Here is a 20,576-nt window from a genome sequence, read left to right as displayed (position 1 = left end):
TTTCAGCTATAAAAATCTCTGTGTTCTTTGTATTTAAAAATATTCCAAAATAAATTTTCGCACAAGGAATAGTTTTTGACTTAAATTACATTATTATTTTCAAGATTATGTTCGATAAACAACAGCGAAAACTCAAAAGGTCTGCAAAACTAATTTCCGTTCTTAGTAAGTATGGTTTTAAAGATTTAATTTCCAGAATGAATGGGAATAAAAAATCTGATGAAAAACCGGAAAATTCTGAAGAAGTCATTTCTAAAGGAACCATTTATGAACGTATTCGTCTTGCATTGGAAGAGTTGGGACCAACGTTTGTTAAATTAGGACAGTCTTTCAGCAACCGCGAAGATTTGCTTCCACCTGAAATGATTCAGGAGTTGCAGAAACTTCAGGACAGAGTAGAAACGGTTGATATGAACATACAGGAAATTCTGGAAAATGAATTCGATATTTCTGTACCGGATTATTTTCAGGAAATTATTCCTCAACCTTTGGCAACAGCCTCTATTGCTCAGGTTTATAAAGGAACTTTAATCGGTGGTGAAGATGTTATTTTGAAAATTAAAAAGCCAGATATTCTTCCTGTAATCGAAGATGATTTGCTCATTATTAAAGACTTGGTAAAACTTATTTCTACTTATTCTGAAATAGGTTCTAAACTCAACTTAAAACAGGCAGTTTCCACTTTCGAAAAATCTTTGTTGGAAGAAGTTTCTTTGGTAAATGAGCGAAATAATATTCATCAGTTTACTCAGAATTTTAAAAATAATCCGGAAACTTATGTTCCTAAAATTTACGATGAGCTGTGCAATAATAATGTTCTCTGCATGGAATTTATCGACGGAATAAAAGTTACCGACACCACAACTCTTCAAAAATACGGAATTGATCCCGTAATGGTTTCAGAAAGAGGTTTAAGACTGTTTGTTTCTCAGATTTTAGATTACGGTTTCTTCCATGCAGATCCTCATGCGGGAAATATAATGGTGAAAAAAGATGGAAAAGTCGTTTTTATAGATTTTGGTGCCGTAGGAAAAATTCAACCAAATGATAAAGAAATTCTTGAAAATCTTATCGTAAGTTTTGTTGCAAAAAATTCTAAAAAAATTGTTCGTTATCTCAAAAAAATGGCTGTTAGTTATGAAATTCCCAACGACAGAAAGTTTGAAAACGATGTAGAAGAAGTAGTTAATTTTGTTCACAGTACCTCTCTGAAAGATATTGATCCTCAGGTAATCATGAATAAAATGAAAGATGTTTTGAAGGAAAACCGACTTTACATGCCCGATTATTTTTATCTGCTTTTTAAAGGAATTGGTCTTATTGAAGGAGTTGGCAGAACTATTAACCCGGATTTGGACATCGTAAAAAGCCTGCATCCGTATGCCAAGAAAATTTTCACCAAAAAATTAAGTCCGGAAAAAATTTTTAAAAAGAGTTTAGAAAAAATTCAGAATTTCACGGATAATGTAGATGAAATTCCTAAAGAACTCAGATCTGTGCTCCAAAAGTTAGATGATGAGCAGTTTACTATCTCAAGCGAAATTAAAAATATCGAAAAGACGAACCATTTAATTAAATCAAGCATCATCAATTTAATACTTACAATGGTTTTAGGAGCTAATATTATTGCTACAGCAATCGTTTTTGTGTCCGAAAAAGGTCCCAAAATAGGAGAGCTGTCTTTAGTTGCAGTTTTAGGATTTAGCTTTTCTATGGTGTTAACGGTAATTCTTTTGCTGAGAATTACCAGAAAGTAATCTAACCGTTTAAGTTGGCAAGACTTTACCTGAAATTCAATAATTGAACTGTAAAATTTACTCCTGTTATTGGTTTAAAAAGCAATTCAAATAATTGCCTATCTTTGCAAAATGGATAAAATCACTTTTGCAGATTTCGAATTACCCGTAAAAATTTTGGATGTTTTGGCAGATCTCAATCTTTTTGAGCCTACACCAATTCAGGAAAAAAGCTTGAAACCCATTCTTTCAGGTAGAGATGTAATGGGAATTGCACAAACGGGTACAGGTAAAACTTTAGCCTATCTTTTACCTGTTCTTAAAACCTGGAAGTACAATAAAACGGGAAATCCAACTGTTTTAATCTTGGTTCCAACCCGGGAATTGGTTGTTCAGGTAACTGAAATTCTGGAAAAGCTTACAGAAAATATTACTGCAAGAGTAATCGGAATTTACGGAGGTAAAAACATCAATACCCAAAAATTATTGTTTAATGACGGGTGCGATATTTTAGTGGGAACTCCGGGAAGAGTGATGGATTTGGCGATTGATAATGCTATTTCCCTGCGTGAAGTTACTAAACTCATTATTGATGAGTTTGATGAAATGCTGAATTTAGGTTTCAGACCACAGCTTACCCATATCTTTGAAATGATGAAAGAAAAAAGACAGAATATTCTTTTTTCTGCAACCATGACAGAAGCTGTTGATGATATGCTTGATGAGTATTTTGCGAGTCCAGTAGAAATATCTTTGGCAAAATCTGGAACTCCGCTCGAAAAAATAGAACAAACAGCCTATAAAGTAGAAAATTTCAATACTAAAATAAATCTACTCGAGCATTTATTGAAAACAAATGAAGACATGTCTAAAGTTTTGGTTTTCGCCAACAACAAAAAGCATGCGGATCTTGTTTTTACGAAAATAGACGAATTATTTCCTGGTCAGTTTGATGTAATCCACTCCAATAAATCTCAGAATTATCGTTTGAAAGCGATGAAAAGATTTGAAAATGAGGAAATAAGAGGTTTAATTACAACCGATGTCATGGCAAGAGGGTTGGATATTTCCGATATTACCCATGTAGTTAATTTTGAAATTCCTGAGGTACCGGAACAATATATTCACAGAATAGGAAGAACGGGTAGAGCCGATAAAGACGGGAAAGCGGTTACTTTTGTCACTAAAAAAGAAGAAACACTTGCTTTAGATATTGAACTTCTAATGGATAAAGAACTACAATATCTTGCTTTTCCTGAAGAAGTTAAAATTAATCCTAAAAAGATTGCTTCAGAAGAAGAACATGTGGTAATGAAAAACCTTAATCAGGTTAAAATGTATGAAGGAGGCGGTGCTTTCCACGAGAAAAAAGATAAAAACAAGAAAGAAAACTGGGGCGGACCTTCCAAAAGAAAAGCTCCTAAAAAATTTGGAGCCAACAGAGCGCAACAGAAAGCGATATCCAAATCTAAAAGAAAGAAATAAAAAAAGTCCGTTTTACAATTTGTATAACGGACTTTTTTGTTTTTATCTCTTTAAATACATTGTATATTCATCATCTTTTCCGTCTCCATCATAATCGTCTTTTTCACCTAACAAAACAAGTTCAAAATTGTTGATGGTGATGACTTTGAAACGCATAGTATTTCCATCCAGACTTACGTAAAGATCTTTTTCGTTTTCTTTGTAATTGTAAGTACCAGTAGAATAATCTGATTTACACGTTCCTGAACCTGAATAATATTCATCACTAATTAAGCTTCCGCCTTCTTTGAAGGTAAAATTGGTCTTAGCTTCACAAGCATCTGGAGTTTCAGTTTCAAATTTACCATTGGCATATTTGTAAGTGTATTTATTAACCTTCCAGGTACCTACGATAGACGGAACTTCATCATCGTCTTTTTTACATGCAGTAAGAGCGAATCCTGCTACAACTGCCATTAATAATATTTTTTTCATTTAAAATAGTTTATAAAGTTCATAAAGTAATGAAAAATTTTATAATCTGCAAAATGTTTTTTGATACCCTTTTCTGCACGAGTAAAAATTTTAAATAATGCTAATGAAAATAAACTTCTTTGAAAAAACAGAAACTACTTTATGTAAGGATTCATAACAGAAGACCAAAGCCGGTAACCTTCCGGAGTGATGTGAAGCATGTCATCAAGAAAAAGATCTCTTCTGATGTTGCCGTTAGAATCGTTCATTACCTGAGTAATATCAATATAATCTGCATTTTTTTCTTTCTTCATAAATTTTGATATTTTACTGTTTACTTCCTTTATTTTCTGCCATAAGTGTTCTCTGCTTGGAGAAAATTTTATAGAAATATAATCTACCTGAACCATTGGGAATCTTTCTCTAATTTTTGCGTAAAATTCTTTGTAGCGAGCCACTACCGTTTCAGGTTTAAGATGAGTATTATCTGCTAAATCATTTTCACCACAGTAGATGATAATTTGTTTTGGATGATAAGGTTTTAGCAAATCATCGGCATAATCATTAAGATCTTTAAGTCTGGAACCCCCAAAACCTCTGTTGATAATAGTTTTACCAGGAAAATAATCTGAAACATCCTGCCATTTGGTAAAAGATGAACTGCCTAACAGAAGAATGGCATTTTCTGGAGGTGCTGTTTGCTGATCTATCTTTTTAAAATTCTGAATGTCGTCCCAAAAAATTGGTTTTTTAATCTGAGCTAGAAAAAAACCGAATGTAAATATAAGTATGAATGAAAAGATGTTCTTCATTTCTGTTTATTTTTGAAATTTGAGTTGTAATAAAAACTCCCGAAATTTTCGGGAGTTAAGTTATCTTTTATAAGTAATGTAAGTGTAATCTATTTTTGTATCGCCGTTCTGGTCTATATTGTCACTCATCGTCATTATTCTTAATTCTGAACTGCTGAGAATTACAACTTTGTAAGGTCGATCTACATCATTTACAAAATCTGTAACCAATATTTTAGTTTCATTATCATAGGAATATTTTCCCTCAACTTTTGTATTGCTGCAGTTTGCACCAGATCCTGTAAATGCGTTGTATGAAGCATAATAATCTGTTCGGAATTCCAAAACATTTTTTGTTTCGCAACCTGTTGGTATCATCGTTTGAAGTACAGTTTTGTTATCAGCACCCGATATTACTTCGGTTTTTACAGTTTTCCATTCGCCTTTAAGCATATCTAGTTCATACCCTTGGTTGTCATCTTTTTCACAAGAAGTCAGTGCTAATGCAGAAAAGGCAAATAAAAGTAGGTGTTTTTTCATTTTCACAAATTTTATAATATGCTAAAATATAAATAAATTTGAAATATATATAATGAAAACGTGCTTTTTTAAACAATAATTTGAAGAAAATATATTTTTTAATTTCAAAAATAGTTTAGTTTTTAGATTCTTGTTACAAAATAATAAAAATTAAACGGTTTAATAACTCATTTCTACGATTTTAAAGGCGTCTTTAGGCGTTAGATTTTTATGTTCTCCTAAGCCAAGCCATTTTCTTTCGGTAAATGCTTTCTCAACTTTTTCTGCAGTTCCGGCAAAATCTTTTGTATAATCTGAAAGTTTGGTCTGTATATGAAGGCTGTGGAAAAATTCTTCAAGTTTTACAATAGCTTTTTCAGCTTTTTCATGGGTGCTTCCTTCAGAAATTCCCCAAACTCTTTCTGCGTATTGTGTAAGTTTTTCTTTTTTGGCTTCGAAATTATAGCGATAATGCGAAGGAGCAATTACAGCAAGTGTTCTTGCATGATCTATTCCGAATTGTGCAGTAAGTTCGTGCCCCATTGCGTGCACCGCCCAGTCTGTGATAACACCTTTTTGGATAAGTCCGTTAAGAGCCATCGTACAACACCACATAAAATTGGCAGCAGCATCATAATTAAATTCTTCTGCCATTACTTTCGGAGCCGTATTCTGAAGACTCATCAATATACTTTCTGCTATTCTTTCCTGCAGATCAGCAGAAGAAGGAGCAGTCATATACTGTTCTAAAACGTGCGTGTATGCATCTGCAATTCCATTAGCAATTTGGTTTTTAGGAATAGACCGGATTACTTCAGGATCCAATACCGAAAACTGAGGAAATAAGCCAGGACCACCGCTGGAAAGCTTTTCATTTGTTTCTCTTCTGGAAATAACATATCCCGAATTCATTTCAGAACCTGTTGCAGGTAATGTAAGAACCGTTCCGAAAGGCATTCCTTCACCTTCCATTGTTCTCACAGGTTTTGTGAGAATTTCCCACGGTTCGCCGTTGTAGTTTGCTGCTGCAGAAATAAATTTAACTCCATCTATTACCGATCCTCCACCTACTGCAAGCAAATATGTAATGTTGTTTTCTTTAATGTAGTGCAATGCTTTAATAAGCACTTCATATTCAGGGTTTGCAGGAACGCCACCAAACTCATGTACTTCATGATTCTTTAATGCATCTTTTACCTGATCGTAAACACCATTTTTTTTAATACTTCCGCCACCGTAAATCATTAAAATTTTAGAATCCTGAGGTATTTCTTTTGAAATTTTAGCGATTTCTCCTTTTCCGAAAAGTATTTTTGTTGGATTTTTAAACTCGAAATTAAGCATTGTTTATATTTTATTTTGACATCAAATTTATGAATACAAAAACAAAATAGTTCTTAATAAAAGTTTAAAATTTTAATTATTTATTTCGATTAAAACTATTGGAATTTCATTTTAAGTTCTTCCAGAGAATAGTTGGGCGGTACAGACTCTTTTCCGTTTTCGTCGATAAGTCCGAAATGGTTGGTCGTAGATTCTACCACAGCGAAACCTTTTTTAAAGTCGCCAAACTTTCCTATTTTTTCATAAATAGCGGGTGTAACTTCTTTTCCTTCTCTGTTAATAAGTCCATAAGTGTCCGCAATAGATTTTACTAATGCTAAATCTGGATGAATAATTCCAAATTTCTCAATTTTAGAGTAGATTGGAGCCACCACAGCTTTTTTATTTTTATCAATAAATCCAAAAGTACCGGATTTTGTTTTTACTAAAGCCCAATTCTTCTGATATTCATCGAAACGGTAAACTTTTTGATATTGCGAAAATGTTTTAATGCTTAAAAATAAAAATAAAGAGCTTAAGAATATTTTTTTCATGTTGAAGTTTGTGGTATGATTAATTGTTTGTTTTTAAATGATTTAATTTACATAAAATAGTTTAAAAGCCTATTCTAAAACAACTTTGTAGTACCCATTTTCTTTGGTGTACGAAACATTATCAAACTTAATTTCATCTATTTTAAAACCATCACAGTCATCAGTAACCGGAGAAGATTTTATCGAAAATTCTGCAATTTTAATCGTATTGTATAATTTGTAATTTTTAGTACCGTTGAAACTTCCGACACGTTCTAAAACAATTTTAAAATCATTAGTTTTTGTAATCTGTACACCAACTCCATCGCTGTCGGAAATTCCTACAGTGGTAAGAGTTCCGTTTTCTAAAAGATTCTGTCCTGAAGAATTCACCAGTTCGAAAACTACTTTTTCAGGAGCAGTATAACAGTCTTTTTTGCAAGAACAGGTTAGTAATAAAATACTTAACAACATTAATACTCTGCTTATCATAATATTTTAATTTAAATTGAAACAAATTTAATTAATCGAATACAAATTTTATGCATTAATTCTCAATTTGATGAAAAAAAATATTTTTAATTGCAACATAAATTCTCTATTTCAAAACTATTTTATAAAATCCACTTTCATCCGTAATGTCGATTGCATAACCGGTAAACGTAATTTTCTTTATCTGAAATCCGTTACAACCACCTTTATATTCTGATGACTCAACTTCGAAATTAAATTCTCTTATTGGTGAGTAAAAAGTATATTTTTTTGTACCGTTATAGGCACCAATATTCTCTATAATAATTTTATGATCTGAGGTGGTGGTAAGTTCCACAAGATTTTTATTTTCATCTCGAACGTAAAAAGGAGAAAGACTTCCGTCTGCAATGAGGTTTTCGTTGTTAGAATTTACGAATTCAAAAACAACCGGTTGCGGTGCATTATAACATTCTTCGCCACAAGAGCTCAGTGAGAAGATTATTAGTATAAGAAGAAGTAAATTTTTCATGTTTAAATATAATTTTTGTAATAAGTAAAAATAATCAATATTTTTAATCTGAATTTTATCGGTAAATCAAATAATTTTTACTGAAAATCTCCTAAATTTGTTATTATGATACAAGACCAGCGCGCAGAAAAATTCAGACAGATTGTAGAAAATAAATTTCAAATCTACAATTCTTTATTCATGAGTCTTCCTTATGATAAGATGACTAATATTGGGATGCTACTTCCTTTTCTGTATGAAGAAAGTAAAGAAGGATATTTGGTTGGGAAAACTCCAGTGGAAATTGTAGAAGAATTTTTCGTCAACCATACCGATTTGGTAAATGAAGATCAAAAGCTTGAACTGTTGTTTAAAATTATACAATATATTGAAAGACAGGTGGTTTTGTTTGATAGTATTGAAGATGCTGCATTTCCCGGACTTCATTCTGAAAGCGATAGTGGTACCATTACCAATCTGTACGAAAGAGCGTATCATGACCATAAACTGGAAAAAGTACATGAAAAACTGAAGGATTTCACCGTAAAAGTGGTGTTTACTGCCCATCCTACGCAGTTTTATCCAAGTTCTGTCCAGCGAATCCTGCAGGATTTAAGACAGGCAATAGGTGCAGATTCAATCACCAATATCGATATGCTGCTTCAACAGCTTGGGAAAACTCCATTTGTAAATAAAGAAAAACCGACTCCTATAGATGAAGCTTTAAGCATCATTCATTATCTTAGGTACGTTTATTACGATTCTATTGGAGAACTCTATGGTAAAATAAAGAAAACATTTGGCAACAGTAATTCTCATCTTCATGAAAATATCATTCAACTTGGTTTTTGGCCTGGAGGAGATCGCGACGGAAATCCATTTGTTACTGCCGAAGTTACTAAAAAAGTTTCTGAGGAACTGCGTACCGCTATTTTGAAATCTTATTACGCCAATCTTAAAGATGTAAGACGGAGATTGAGTTTCCGTGGAGTTTCCGAAGTATTGACAAAACTGAGTGCAGAATTATATACAGCCATTTTTAAAAACGAAAAAATATCTAGTGAAGATATTCTGAAAAGGCTTGATGAAGCAGAGGAAATACTTATTAATGAGCATAATTCTCTGTTTTTAGAAATTTTGGTTGATTTTAAAGATCGTGTAAAGATTTTCGGAACTCACTTTGCGACTTTAGATATACGACAAGACAGCAGAATTCATCAGACTGTTGTGGATGAAATTTTCGATGCGATTTTTGGAAAAAAGGAAGCTGATTATACTGAAAAATACAATAAACTTATTGAATTTAATGAGAAATTTAATTTTGATGATTATAGTGAAATTGTAAAAGAAACTTTGGGAAATATTTCTCAAATTAAAGAAATTCAGGATTTTAATGGTATTAGAGGAATGCATCGCTACATTATTTCTAATTCTGATGCCGTAAAAGATGTTATGAATGTATATACATTTTTCAAGATCTGTGGTTATCGTGATGAAGATATCAATATGGATATTGTACCCCTTTTTGAAACCATGGAAGGCCTTGAGAATGCTGAAAATGTCATGAAAGAATTATATCTAAATCCTATTTATAAAAAGCATTTAGAACGAAGAGGAAATGAGCAGACCATTATGCTCGGTTTTTCGGATGGTACTAAAGACGGTGGATATTTGAAAGCAAACTGGGAAATATATAAAGCTAAAGAAGTTTTAACAAAAATTTCAGAAGAAAATGAGGTTAAAGTAGTGTTTTTTGACGGAAGGGGAGGTCCACCAGCAAGAGGTGGCGGTAAAACCCATGATTTTTATGCTTCTCAAGGTAAAACAATTGCCAATAATAAAATTGAATTAACCATTCAGGGACAGACCATTACCAGTATTTTTGGCAATAAAGAACAGGCAAAATATAATTTTGAACAGCTTTTAACAGCCGGTGTAGAAAATGATGTGTTCAAAAATTCCAAAAAAGATTTATCGGCGAAAGAAAGAGCTTTAATTACTGAGTTAGCCAACATCAGTTATAAAAAATATTCTGATCTGAAAGCTCATCCAATGTTTGTACCTTATCTTCAGGAAATGAGTACGTTAGAATATTATGGTAAAGCCAATATAGGAAGCAGACCATCTAAACGTGGTGGAGATAATGAGCTTAAATTTGAAGACTTGAGAGCTATACCATTTGTAGGATCCTGGTCGCAATTGAAACAGAATGTACCAGGTTTTTTCGGGTTTGGATATGCAATGCAACAATTGAAAGAAGAAGGCAGATTTGATGAAGTTAAAGAGCTTTACAAAGGTTCTGATTTCTTTAAAACACTTGTTTTAAATTCAATGATGAGCATGAATAAATCATACTTTCCGCTAACTTATTACATTAAAGAAAATCCTAAGTTTGGGGCATTTTGGGAAATACTTTTTCAGGAATTTAATCTTTCTAAAGACATCATGTTGGAGCTGACTGGCTTTACAATTCTTCAGCAGGAAGATCCTCTGTCCCGAAAATCTGTTAAAATTCGTGAGAAAATTGTACTTCCGCTTTTAAGCATTCAGCAATATGCACTTATGAAAATTCAAAAAGGAGAAGGCGATATAGAAGCGTATAAAAAACTGGTAACGAGATCGTTATTCGGAAATATTAACGCAAGCAGAAATTCTGCATAACTTGAAATATTTTATTACGAGAAATTTGTTATAGCTACGTCTTTATTTGAAGCATTAGTTTTTCTGAATTCAATTCAGTCTTTAATCCAATTATGCTCATATTTTGAAGGAGAAAACTACAATTATTTTGTTCTCATCCAAATAAAATTATTTGCTTGGGATTGAAATAGCTTAAACTTATTCTTCTTTAAAACTTGAATGGATGAAAGGTTTTGAGAATCTGTTTCAGCAATTATATTGGTAATTTCAGTATTAATAAAAACCCATTCTATAATTTTTTCTATAGATTTAGACATAATTCCTCTATTGTGAAATTTCGGAAAAGTGGCATATCCAATTTCTACTCTTCCGTTTTTTGGTTTTCCTTTAAAGCAAAATTCTCCAGCTATTTCATTTTCTTTTTTTAATATTATTATCCAAAAAGTGTAAAAATAGAAGTTTTCTTCATCTTCGTTAATGTTTTTAAGAATTTTGCTTAGAATTTTCATTTTTACTGTTTCAGACATGAAGCGATCTTTTTCATGTATTCTCAGTTCTTTTTCAAGTTGATTACCTTCCGTATAACTTAAAAGTTGTTTTGAGTTTAGGGGAATTATTTTCAGTTCTTCTGTTTCAATAATCATTATCAAGGTTATTTTTAGATAATTTATGTTTTTTAAATAAACTAAGACATTAAAAAATGAGAATATAAGAAGCAGTAAAAACTCTGAAATCTGTATTTGATAATTTTGCCAACATTGTATTATCAGAAGTTTTTTATTCTAAAATCCATTTTATGAGATTTTCTTTTTCCACAATATTCCAAGAGTGTGGATGCTTTTTACCGTTGGCTCGATAACCGCGATTTTCAGTTTTTATTAATTCTAATTGCTGATTTCCTAGTTGTTTTAAAGCATTATATGTTTTCTCGAGTTTATAGGCATTTAAGTCTTCGTATTTTCTATTTCTATTTTCAGATTGCCATATTAAATCAGGTTCAGTGTAAAATCTAATTTTAATTTTAGTTAAATATTCAATATTTTTAATTGAATTCTGTGATATTAAATAAGGAGAAAGATTTTTGTAATTTTCAAGATTAGTTTCTGGAACTCCGATTTTTTCATCCAGTAATTTAATCAGATATTTTCCTTCTTCAACGGCATCAGCATTTTTGTTGAGTTGAACATCATTTTGAGCATTTTTATATAATTCTTCTAAATCGAGCGGTGAGTCAATAATAAAAATTCCCTTAGGTTGTAACTTATTTTTAGTTTTTATTAAATAGTTAGAAATAAGAATAGTGATATTTCCTCCGCTAGAAAAACCGCCTATGTATTATACATTTTGATTTGAAATATTGATTTCTTTAAAAATTGAATTCAATTTTTTTGCTAATTTTTCTTTTTCATTTTCGTATAAAAATAGTTTTTGATTGTAGTCTAAAAGTAGAGTTGAAATTCCGGCTTTTTGGATGTTTTTCAAAAAAAATGCTTCTGTTTGAGTATTGGTTTTATCACATACAAAGCAGGGAAAGAGGATTAATGTAGCTTTTTCGTTCTTTGCTTTAGAAAATGAATATTCTTTTTTTTGGAAAGTTTGTGAATTACAACTGCTTACAAAGAATATGTATGCAATTAAATTGAAATATTTAAAAATTCTTCTATTTATTTTCAATGAGATTTTGTTTTAAACTTTTAGCTAAGGTAAGAAGTTAACTCGTGCAAAAATATTATGGGTTTTAAATTAAGGATTTAATCCCATATTTCCTAAAATAGTATTTTTTGCGTTGAAATTGGGATAAGTGTATTTTTAGAATTTTCGCTAAAAACCTTATAGGAAAGTTGGTTGTTACCATAGTTCTTGTTAGCTGTAGTATCTTTTATTTGAGCAAGTTTATTTCAATTATATTATTATCTTTCTTAAAACGGTCTAACAATTTATCGTTCCATTCCTTTAATATTTGTGTAGAAGTTCTAAAGTTTCCGTCAGCGTCTGTTTGGTCAGGGATTTGATCAGCTAAATCGGCTGTTGGATTCTTTCGATAATTTTTAAATTTTTTAGCAAATTGATCATAACTTAATTTAAATTCTTGATAATTATTCAAATTTGGGTATTCAAAATCTGTTGTATTGTTTTTAATTCCTTTTATTTCAAATATATGATTTTGATTAGAATCTTCAATTTTTAAAATTAATCCAGGAAGATTTTTGAATTTGTAGGGTCCATCTTGCACTGGAATTTCTTTGGTAAACCAAGCTGTCCATTTTCTTCCTCCAAATTCCGTTGTAGCTTTTTGAACATCATAATTTAAAATTTTTGAAAATTCATTTTCTAATTTCCATTTTAAATCAATGTTCTGTTTAATAATAAACTTATTAACAGACATAAAAGTTATATAATCTATTGGGTTTGAATCAAAATATTTTATAACTCTATCACGAATCATTTCTTTATTTGGAGGCATTGCAAAATTTCCTTTATTACTTTCTGCTAACATAATTGAGTCAGCATTATACATTTCAGAACTATAAAATTCCGATTTACCTTTTTGGATATTTAAAATCATTAATTCATCCCTAACATTTTTTTTATTTGTGGAATCTGGAATGAATTTATAGTCATAAAGAAATATTTTGTTCTGACCAAAAATAAAATTTGCTAGAAAAAGAAAAGTTATAAATTTAATGTTTTTCATTATTTGTGATTTTTTTTAATATTACAGCTAACGGAAAAAGTATTTGCGGCAAAGAATATTCAAATTGAAAATTTGGTTTTTGCCAATACAATTTTGTATGATTTTTTTATGGTTATTTTTTACAAACCATAGAATATCCACTCCAATAACAAGTTTTTTCAGGAAGTTTCTTGAAAATTTCAAAATATCTTTTCTTTAGATTCAGCTCTTTATCTATTAATGTGACTAGAATTTGTGATTGTCGTCTACATTGGTTTTGTTCTATTTTAGATTCGGATTCAGGATAAACTTCCGCAAAGCTTTTTTCAAAGAGTTTTAAATCATTTTTTAGAACTGTAAAAGATAAATAATCGCTATCAAGGTAAAAATCGCCACAACCTGTGCTATCAGTATTTTTTTTGGGTTCATAGATTCCATACTTAGTTAATTCACTGAAAATTCGTTTTGCAACATCTTTCTTAATCTTCACTCTTCTAATTATTTTTTTGTCAGAACTTTTTTTGAAAAATTCATTTACTATCAAACCTTTGTAAGCTTTATCATTCTTACTTGTCAAAATTATTTTCTGATTCCTTCCACATAATGAAATTTCATATTTGATTTTCTGAGAAAACAAATTTGTAAATAACAGTATAGCAATTAATTGCAGTGCTTTCATGAAATTTCGGCTAACGGATAAAGTATTGGCTAAGTGCGGGAATTCGAAGAACTTTAGTTCAGCAAAGACCAAACGAAGCCAATTCTTTTTCATAGAAACTAAATTACAAAAAAAGTTGTAACGAAAAGCAATAGTCGGCGAAGAATATTCAAATTTTCAATTTGGATATTTAAGCCCGTTTTTGCCAATACCTTGTTAGGCGACGTTTTTTTCTTTATCTTTCCTTATTCGTATAATTCTTTTTACCTCATTTGATTTTTCGTTCATTTCATTTTCAATATCATAATCATCTTGAAGTCCGAGCCAAAATTTCGCAGAATTACCAAAATAAGCACTAAGTCTTACAGCTGTATCTGCGGAAATTCTTCTGTTTCCTTTGATAATTTCAGAAACTCTTGTTTGCGGAATTTCTAAATCTTTTGATAATCTATATTGCGAAATTTCAAGAGGAATTAAAAATTCTTCTAATAAAATTTCTCCAGGTGTTATATTTCTTAATTTTTCCATTTTTATAATTTTAATGATAGTCCATAATTTCAACCTCAAAAGCATTGCCATTTTCCCATTTAAAAACAACTCTCCATTGATTGTTAATCCTTATGCTATAGAATTCTTTTAAATCTCCTTTTAGTTTTTCAAGTCGATTTGCTGGCGGAATTCTTAAGTCATTTACATCGATTGAATTATTTATCATTCTTAACTTTCGCCTTGCAACTTCTTGAATTTCTCTTGGAAGTTTTTTGGAAACAATTCCCTTCCATATTTTTTCGGTTTCTTTATTTCCAAAATTTACAATCATACTTTTAACGTTACTAACGTCAAAGATAAGTAAAATATTTCAAATTTTGATTTTAATGCAGAATTTTTGTAAAATGTCGCCTAACGAATAAATATTGGCGAAGTGCGGCTTTTGAAAGACTAAAAGTTCAACCAAGACCAAACGAAGCCAAATGCTTTTTTCGTGAAGACTAAATTACAAAAAAAGTCGAAACGAAAAAGCATTTTGCGAACAAAAAAAGTGGAGTAGTTCAACTGAGAATTCAAGCCCGCATTTTGCCAATATCCTGTTGTCTGCAGTATTTTTAATTCAAGAGAGTGAATTTCAGTGAAATTCAGTTTCGAAGAATTCAAAATCAAAGACGACAGTTTTACGTTTTTGTTTTTAGTTTTTTAATTTTTGAGTTCTCTTTTTCGGAATTTGAGATTAAATCCAATATTTGAATATTCAGTTTTTAGATTTAGAATTTTATTCCAGAAATTAATATTATTCATTACCAATTTTTATGATTTGAATTCAGTAATATTTGTTCTAATTTTAAATTTAGTTTGCTCTTTTGGATTTACTTCACTTTAATTCTGCTTTAATTCAAGGAAATTCAGAGTGTTTTGATTCAGTTCAGTTTCAGAATTATTTCAAACTAAATTCAATACTTATTTTGAGATTTTTAGAATGATTTTTAAGTAAAATATTTAAGTAGGAAAAACCCTTTTAAATTCTTTCAAAATTTGAAAAAGTCTCTATTTAACGCCGCTTTGGTAATATTGCAGACAACGGAAAAAGTATTGGCGAAGTGCGGGAATTCGAAGAACTTTAGTTCAAGAACGACCAAACGAAGCCGATGCTTTTTCAATGGAACTAAAATACAAAAAAATGTGGAATTGAAAAGCGGCGGCGGCAAAAAAACTGAGGATTTTCTATTTAGAACTTCACCCCGCATTTTGCCAATACCTTGTTATCTGTAGCTTTTATTTTGAATAATCAATTAAATCATTCACATATATGTATTCCCAATGTTTGGTAGAAAAGCCATTCTGATTACCATTTTCATCATACATGTTTTTCCTATATTTCTTAAAACAATTTTTTGAAAGAGTTCTATTAAATACATCATCAAAAATAGTTAACAATTTGGTTGTATTCGTTGAATTATCATAATCATAAAAATATTCAACTTCTCGTTTTTTTGTGTTTAAATTTAATTCATATTGGTTTGTAGAAGTATTATATTCAGAATATTTGGTAACAATACTATCCAAATTGTTACTTGTATTGTAATAAAAATCTTTCTGATAATTTAGATAACCAGGATAAAGACCTTCTTGTGTAGAAACTATTTTATTTAACTTATTTCCGGAATAAAAATAATTACTTGTTCGGGTAAAATCTGTTTTATAATATATTTTTTGTTGAATATTACTTCCGTTCATTGTGATTTTTTCTTTAGTTCCTGTAATTTCAGTGTTATCCATTAAGGATTTAGAAACAACATTAATAACATTACCATTATAGGATATGTCTTCGTACTGTTTTACTAATATGGTTGATGTAGTTCCTGAAACAATCGAATAATCACTCGTCCTTTTTTTTGGTTTGTTATCAATATAATCAATGTATATTAAATCATTAGTATAATATGGAGACTCCATATACATTAATTTATAGGATTTTATTTGGGAATCAGTACTTTGGTTTATCTCATCGCTGTCAGAAGTACAATTAAAAAGTAGAAACAAAGCTGAGATAAGTGTTGTTTTTGTTAATGTGTTTGCGTATTTTTTCATAAAATTACAGATAACGGAAAAAGTATTGGCGAAGACGGGCAAAAAGGAATTCGAAGAATTCAATTTTGCGGAGTAGAAGCCAATGCTTTTTCGTGGAAACTAAATTACAAAAAAAGTTGGAACGAAAAGCATTGGCGGCGAAGAATATTCAAATTTTCAATTTGGATATTCAAGCCCGTTTTTGCCAATACCGTGTTAGCCGACGTTTTTATTTTTAATTAACTATTTATGTTACTTTGATTTTCGATTTTCAATTTTCAATTCTTTTTTATTATTCTTATAAGCCTCTTTTAGGTCTTCCATAAAACTAAAGTAAGCAAAAATCAATAGAATTATTGCATTTAAAAAAACAGCAACTACCTTTATAATATTCCATATTTTTTTGTAAAATAAATTTCGAGATTTAGTTTTATAACCTCCATTATTAATGAATTCGATGCCGTTTAGATTGATTTGGTATGTGTTTTCTGAATCTTTAAAGTTCACATATCCATCACTATAAAGTTTTTCTAAATATAATTTTGGTTCAGTATAGTTATGTATTTGTGCCTTCTCTTCGCCATAGCAAAAAAAGAATATGTCAATTGCGTTTAAGTTTTGAATATAGTTTTGATCTTCAATAAAAATGGTTGTCTTTAAATAATGTAAAAGATCATCTAAAGTTTTGTCCATTTTTTTTTCGTCTAGTTTTCTAATTTCTGTCAATTTGATTTAGGGTTGGCTCTAAAATGTCGGCTAACGGAAAAAGTATTGGCGAAGTGCAGGAATTCGAAGAACTTTAGTTCAAGAAAGCCCAAACGGAGCCGATGCTTTTTCAATGGAACTAAATTACAAAAAAATGTGGAATTGAAAAGCAGCGGCGGCAAAAAAGCTGTGGATTTTCAATTCAGACCTAAATCCCGCATTTTGCCAATACCGTGTTAGCAGAAGTTTTTATTTTTTGTTATAATAATCAAATACTAATTTTGAAATTTCTGCTATTATCTTTTCTGAATTTTCGAAAGTTTCATATGTATCGTGAACAAAAATTGCTATGAATATTTTTTTATTATTTGCTGGCAATTCAATAATTCCAATATCATTAATTGCTCCTGTCATTCCTGCGTCATTTGTAAATGATGTACCGGTTCTATGAGCTATTTTTGTCTTTTCAGATAAATTTCCTTTGATTCTGTTGGCTCCAGATTTATTATTTAGCATTGCATTATAAAGCCATATTGTATTTTCTTTATTTAGAAGTTTTTTATCATTAAATTTTTTAAGCAAATGAGCTGCTTCATTTGGAGTTACTTTATTTACGAACTGTGATTCCCAATCTTTGTGCATATCTTCTTCATCATTTTTTATTACAAAGTTTTTACTATTAATAAAATTCTGTACAGTTTCTGGACCATCAATTAAGCGTAATAAAATATCTGTCAAATTATTATCACTATATGAAACCATCCATTTGATTGCTTCTTCGAGTGTAATTGACATATTTCCATTAGGATATTCTTTTTTAAATGGACTGTAAGTATTTTCTAATAATTCTTCCTTTTTTACAAATAGTTTTTGATTCATCGAAAGCTCTCCTTTTTGAACTTTGTTCAAAATAGCCAAAGCAATTTGGAATTTTACAGTACTTAACATTGGATAAAATTTGTCTCCATTTATTTGAGTTAAATCATTTTTTTTAATTCCAATAATTGAAATACCCACATCGGCTTTTTTATTTTCAAGAATTTTCTCAATTTGCTTTTGCAAGACTAAATTCTGTTTAGTTTGAGATGAAATTGTTATGTTTGTGAATATCAATAAAAATAATAGAATAATTTGCTTTGGATTCATTTGATTTTTGTTGGTATAAAATTTCTGCTAACGGAAAAAGTATTGGCGAAGTGCGGGAATTCGAAGAACTTTAGTTCAAGAAAGACCAAACGAAGCCGATGCTTTTTCAATGGAACTAAATTACAAAAAAATGTGGAATTGAAAAGCAGCGGCGGCAGAAAAGCTGTGGATTTTCAATTCAGACTTAAATCCCGCATTTTGCCAATACAATGTTAGCTGCAGTATTTTTTGATAATTTCCTTATCAGTTTCGTTTAATATTATTTTCAAAGTTATTTCTTTATATCCAATTAAACTTAAATTGTAAAAATTTGGGTTGTAGCTTATTATTAAATTGTTATTATTATCTATTTTTATTCTGTTAAAATACAAGAAGTTATTAGATTTCTCATTAGTATTTGTGAATACAAAAGCTTGAAACATATTTAAATTCATTTGAGGAATTATATAAATTCCTTTAGAATTCATTATAATATCAAAAAAATCTGGATGCCATTTGAAATCTAAAAAATATCCTGATTTGCAAATACTTCCTCCCAAGCTTTTTAATATTTTTGAATCATCAGTTTTTAATTTTTGTAATATTTTTTCACTGGATTTTGATTTAACAATCAATAATATAATATAAAATAATCCTGAAAGAAGGACAAATGTTACAAATATTTTATTTTCAGACATAATTTTGGTAAATATTGCAGCTAACGGAAAAAGTATTGGCGAAGTGCGGGATTTCGAAGAACTGAAAGTTCAAGGAAGACTGAACGTAGCGAATGCTTTTTCAATACTGCTAACTTACAAAAAAATGCAGAATTGAAAAGCATGAGCGGAATAATATTTTTGCTTTTCAATTTTGCACTTTCCCCCGCATTTTGCCAATACAATGTTGTCTGCAGTTTCTTTATTTTATTGTAATATGTTTTTAATGTTGTTTCATCCACATAATTTAAAGGAAATTCATTTGCATCGCCCCAACATTCTCCATTTTTTTGAATTTTTGGAAAATATTTTATTGTTCCTTTTTTTTTGAGATAAATAAATTTGAAGTTATCAATTTGTTTTACTTCTTCATTTCCAGGAAAAGTCATAATTGATTCATATCCTTCTTTTTCAATATTGTATGTGATGAATGCATCATAATTATTTTCAATATAATCCATTTCAGGATTGAATTTTTCATTCAATAAAGTTCTAATTTTATTTTTGTCATCGGTTATTTTTTGGAGTTGCCATTTACCATTTAGCAAATTTCTCACTTCATCAGTCACATTTAAGCTCAAATTATCTTTAAGTAATACCTTTTCTTCTATATCAATACAGTTTTGGGATTTCACAAAAATTCCCAAAGCCAAAATGAGAAAAATAAATAATTTTGTTTTCATGTACGATTTTGTTTGAAATTGCAGACAACGGAAAAAGTATTGGCGAAGACGGGAAAAAAGGAATTCGGAGAATTCAATTTTGCGGAGTAGAAGCCAATGCTTTTTCGTGGAAACTAAATTACAAAAAAAGGTGAAACGAAAAGCAATTGGCGGCGAAGAATATTCAAATTTTCAATTTGTATATTCAAGCCCGTTTTTGCCAATACCATGTTGTACGACGTTTTTTTATATTTTCCTTGTTTTAGGACTTTGCCGATTTGAAAAGAAAGAAATAATTTCAATTTTTTCGTTTATAACTCTGTAATATAAAGTGTTGAATTTTAGAATTACAACTTTTCTAGTTTTCAATTTGTCAGACAAAGGAAAAATAGTAGGATTATGTGAAATAATTAAGGTTATTCTTTCGATTTCATCTCCCAAATTATCAATTTCATTTTGAGAAAATTCTCTTTCAAGATATTTAACAGTTTCGTCAAGTTCTTCTAACGATAGGTCAGTCCAAAGAATTTCATAACTGTTTTCCATAAATTTCTCTTGCTTTAGAATGTGGATTTAATTTTCCGGCATTTGCTTGAAGGATTCCTTTTTCAATAGATTTTCTTTCCGCATCTGAAATTTCATCAGCCCAATCTTTTTTATTTTCACGAGAAATTAAATCTGAAATTTTTTCAAGAAAATTCAAATCTTCAATAGTTGATAACCATTGAATCAATTCCAGTTTTTTATTTTGTATTTGTAAATCCGTATTCATTTTTAAATCTTTTCTCAAATTTAAAACTATTTTTCTTTTTAAAGCGAAATTTTGGATAAAATGTCGTACAACGGAAAAAGTATTGGTGAAGACGGGCAAAAAGGAATTCAAAGAATTCAATTTTGTAGAGTAGAAGCCAATGCTTTTTCGTGGAAACTAAATTACAAAAAAAGTTGTAACGAAAAGCAATTGGCGGCGAAGAATATTCAAATTGAAAATTTGGATATTCAAGCCCGTTTT

Annotated in this window: 22 protein-coding genes; 3 read left to right on the top strand and 19 right to left on the bottom strand. The window is 30.1% G+C overall.

Translation table 11 applies throughout. The features are described 5' to 3' along the window. The first annotated feature begins 107 nt into the window (after nt 1–107). Both MTP08_RS08190 and MTP08_RS08185 read left to right on the top strand, forming a co-directional pair. Nucleotides 108–1,757: an ABC1 kinase family protein gene (locus tag MTP08_RS08190; RefSeq protein ID WP_243575559.1), complete on the top strand. Its 1,650-nt coding sequence runs from the start codon at nt 108–110 to the stop codon at nt 1,755–1,757. A gap of 111 nt (nt 1,758–1,868) precedes the next feature. Then, nucleotides 1,869–3,221 (top strand): DEAD/DEAH box helicase, encoded by a 1,353-nt coding sequence (locus MTP08_RS08185; protein WP_209391323.1) that lies wholly within the window; start codon nt 1,869–1,871, stop codon nt 3,219–3,221. Nucleotides 3,222–3,263: 42 nt separating this feature from the next. Here MTP08_RS08185 and MTP08_RS08180 read toward each other — a convergent pair whose 3' ends face one another. From MTP08_RS08180 to MTP08_RS08150, 7 genes are all read right to left on the bottom strand, one after another. Further along, the gene (locus tag MTP08_RS08180) at nt 3,264–3,695 is read right to left on the bottom strand and encodes a lipocalin family protein (RefSeq protein WP_243575558.1); all 432 of its coding nucleotides are present in this window, start codon (nt 3,693–3,695) and stop codon (nt 3,264–3,266) included. Nucleotides 3,696–3,829: 134 nt separating this feature from the next. Next, nucleotides 3,830–4,486 (bottom strand): GDSL-type esterase/lipase family protein, encoded by a 657-nt coding sequence (locus MTP08_RS08175; protein ID WP_243575557.1) that lies wholly within the window; start codon nt 4,484–4,486, stop codon nt 3,830–3,832. A gap of 60 nt (nt 4,487–4,546) precedes the next feature. Further along, nucleotides 4,547–5,005, bottom strand: coding sequence for a lipocalin family protein (locus MTP08_RS08170; RefSeq protein ID WP_209391320.1), 459 nt, complete (start codon nt 5,003–5,005; stop codon nt 4,547–4,549). Nucleotides 5,006–5,164: 159 nt separating this feature from the next. After that, nucleotides 5,165–6,328: an iron-containing alcohol dehydrogenase gene (locus tag MTP08_RS08165; RefSeq protein WP_243575556.1), complete on the bottom strand. Its 1,164-nt coding sequence runs from the start codon at nt 6,326–6,328 to the stop codon at nt 5,165–5,167. Between the two features lie 95 nt (nt 6,329–6,423). Further along, entirely contained in the window at nt 6,424–6,861 is a 438-nt protein-coding gene (locus tag MTP08_RS08160; RefSeq protein ID WP_243575555.1) for a WG repeat-containing protein, read from the bottom strand. 69 nt (nt 6,862–6,930) lie between these two features. Further along, nucleotides 6,931–7,332 carry a hypothetical protein gene (locus MTP08_RS08155; protein ID WP_243575554.1) on the bottom strand — a complete coding sequence of 134 codons (402 nt, stop codon included), beginning with the start codon at nt 7,330–7,332 and terminating at the stop codon, nt 6,931–6,933. Nucleotides 7,333–7,438: 106 nt separating this feature from the next. After that, nucleotides 7,439–7,843, bottom strand: a complete 405-nt coding sequence (locus MTP08_RS08150; protein ID WP_243575553.1) for a hypothetical protein — start codon at nt 7,841–7,843, stop codon at nt 7,439–7,441. Nucleotides 7,844–7,948: 105 nt separating this feature from the next. On the opposite strand from MTP08_RS08150, the gene MTP08_RS08145 reads away from it, so the two are divergent. Beyond that, nucleotides 7,949–10,483, top strand: coding sequence for a phosphoenolpyruvate carboxylase (locus tag MTP08_RS08145; RefSeq protein WP_243575552.1), 2,535 nt, complete (start codon nt 7,949–7,951; stop codon nt 10,481–10,483). Between the two features lie 122 nt (nt 10,484–10,605). On the opposite strand, the gene MTP08_RS08140 is transcribed toward MTP08_RS08145, so the two are convergent. From MTP08_RS08140 to MTP08_RS08085, 12 genes are all read right to left on the bottom strand, one after another. Further along, nucleotides 10,606–11,106 (bottom strand): GNAT family N-acetyltransferase, encoded by a 501-nt coding sequence (locus MTP08_RS08140; protein WP_243575551.1) that lies wholly within the window; start codon nt 11,104–11,106, stop codon nt 10,606–10,608. Between the two features lie 1,235 nt (nt 11,107–12,341). Next, nucleotides 12,342–13,157, bottom strand: a complete 816-nt coding sequence (locus tag MTP08_RS08135) for a GLPGLI family protein (RefSeq protein WP_243575550.1) — start codon at nt 13,155–13,157, stop codon at nt 12,342–12,344. Between the two features lie 112 nt (nt 13,158–13,269). Then, on the bottom strand, nt 13,270–13,908 hold the full coding sequence (locus tag MTP08_RS08130; RefSeq protein ID WP_243575549.1) for a hypothetical protein: 639 nt from the start codon (nt 13,906–13,908) through the stop codon (nt 13,270–13,272). Nucleotides 13,909–14,010: 102 nt separating this feature from the next. After that, complete coding sequence (locus MTP08_RS08125; protein WP_209391446.1) at nt 14,011–14,322, bottom strand: HigA family addiction module antitoxin; 312 nt, start codon at nt 14,320–14,322, stop codon at nt 14,011–14,013. 10 nt (nt 14,323–14,332) lie between these two features. Next, nucleotides 14,333–14,614: a type II toxin-antitoxin system RelE/ParE family toxin gene (locus tag MTP08_RS08120; RefSeq protein ID WP_243575548.1), complete on the bottom strand. Its 282-nt coding sequence runs from the start codon at nt 14,612–14,614 to the stop codon at nt 14,333–14,335. A gap of 947 nt (nt 14,615–15,561) precedes the next feature. After that, nucleotides 15,562–16,377, bottom strand: coding sequence for a hypothetical protein (locus MTP08_RS08115; RefSeq protein ID WP_243575547.1), 816 nt, complete (start codon nt 16,375–16,377; stop codon nt 15,562–15,564). 231 nt (nt 16,378–16,608) lie between these two features. After that, nucleotides 16,609–17,049, bottom strand: coding sequence for a hypothetical protein (locus MTP08_RS08110; RefSeq protein ID WP_243575546.1), 441 nt, complete (start codon nt 17,047–17,049; stop codon nt 16,609–16,611). A 261-nt stretch (nt 17,050–17,310) separates the two neighbouring features. Next, nucleotides 17,311–18,207: a class A beta-lactamase gene (gene bla, locus MTP08_RS08105; RefSeq protein WP_243575545.1), complete on the bottom strand. Its 897-nt coding sequence runs from the start codon at nt 18,205–18,207 to the stop codon at nt 17,311–17,313. Nucleotides 18,208–18,419: 212 nt separating this feature from the next. Further along, complete coding sequence (locus tag MTP08_RS08100) at nt 18,420–18,884, bottom strand: hypothetical protein (protein ID WP_243575544.1); 465 nt, start codon at nt 18,882–18,884, stop codon at nt 18,420–18,422. Between the two features lie 20 nt (nt 18,885–18,904). Then, complete coding sequence (locus MTP08_RS08095; RefSeq protein WP_243575543.1) at nt 18,905–19,585, bottom strand: hypothetical protein; 681 nt, start codon at nt 19,583–19,585, stop codon at nt 18,905–18,907. A 225-nt stretch (nt 19,586–19,810) separates the two neighbouring features. Continuing rightward, nucleotides 19,811–20,110, bottom strand: a complete 300-nt coding sequence (locus tag MTP08_RS08090) for a type II toxin-antitoxin system RelE/ParE family toxin (RefSeq protein WP_243575542.1) — start codon at nt 20,108–20,110, stop codon at nt 19,811–19,813. Further along, on the bottom strand, nt 20,094–20,336 hold the full coding sequence (locus MTP08_RS08085) for a hypothetical protein (RefSeq protein ID WP_243575541.1): 243 nt from the start codon (nt 20,334–20,336) through the stop codon (nt 20,094–20,096). The genes MTP08_RS08090 and MTP08_RS08085 overlap by 17 nt, the downstream gene beginning before the upstream one ends. Between the last annotated feature and the right edge of the window lie 240 nt (nt 20,337–20,576).

Origin of the sequence: Chryseobacterium oryzae (assembly GCF_022811665.1) — a bacterium.
In the GTDB taxonomy this organism is placed as follows: Bacteria; Bacteroidota; Bacteroidia; order Flavobacteriales; family Weeksellaceae; genus Chryseobacterium; species Chryseobacterium oryzae.
This window is presented reverse-complemented; position numbering and strand designations above follow the sequence as displayed.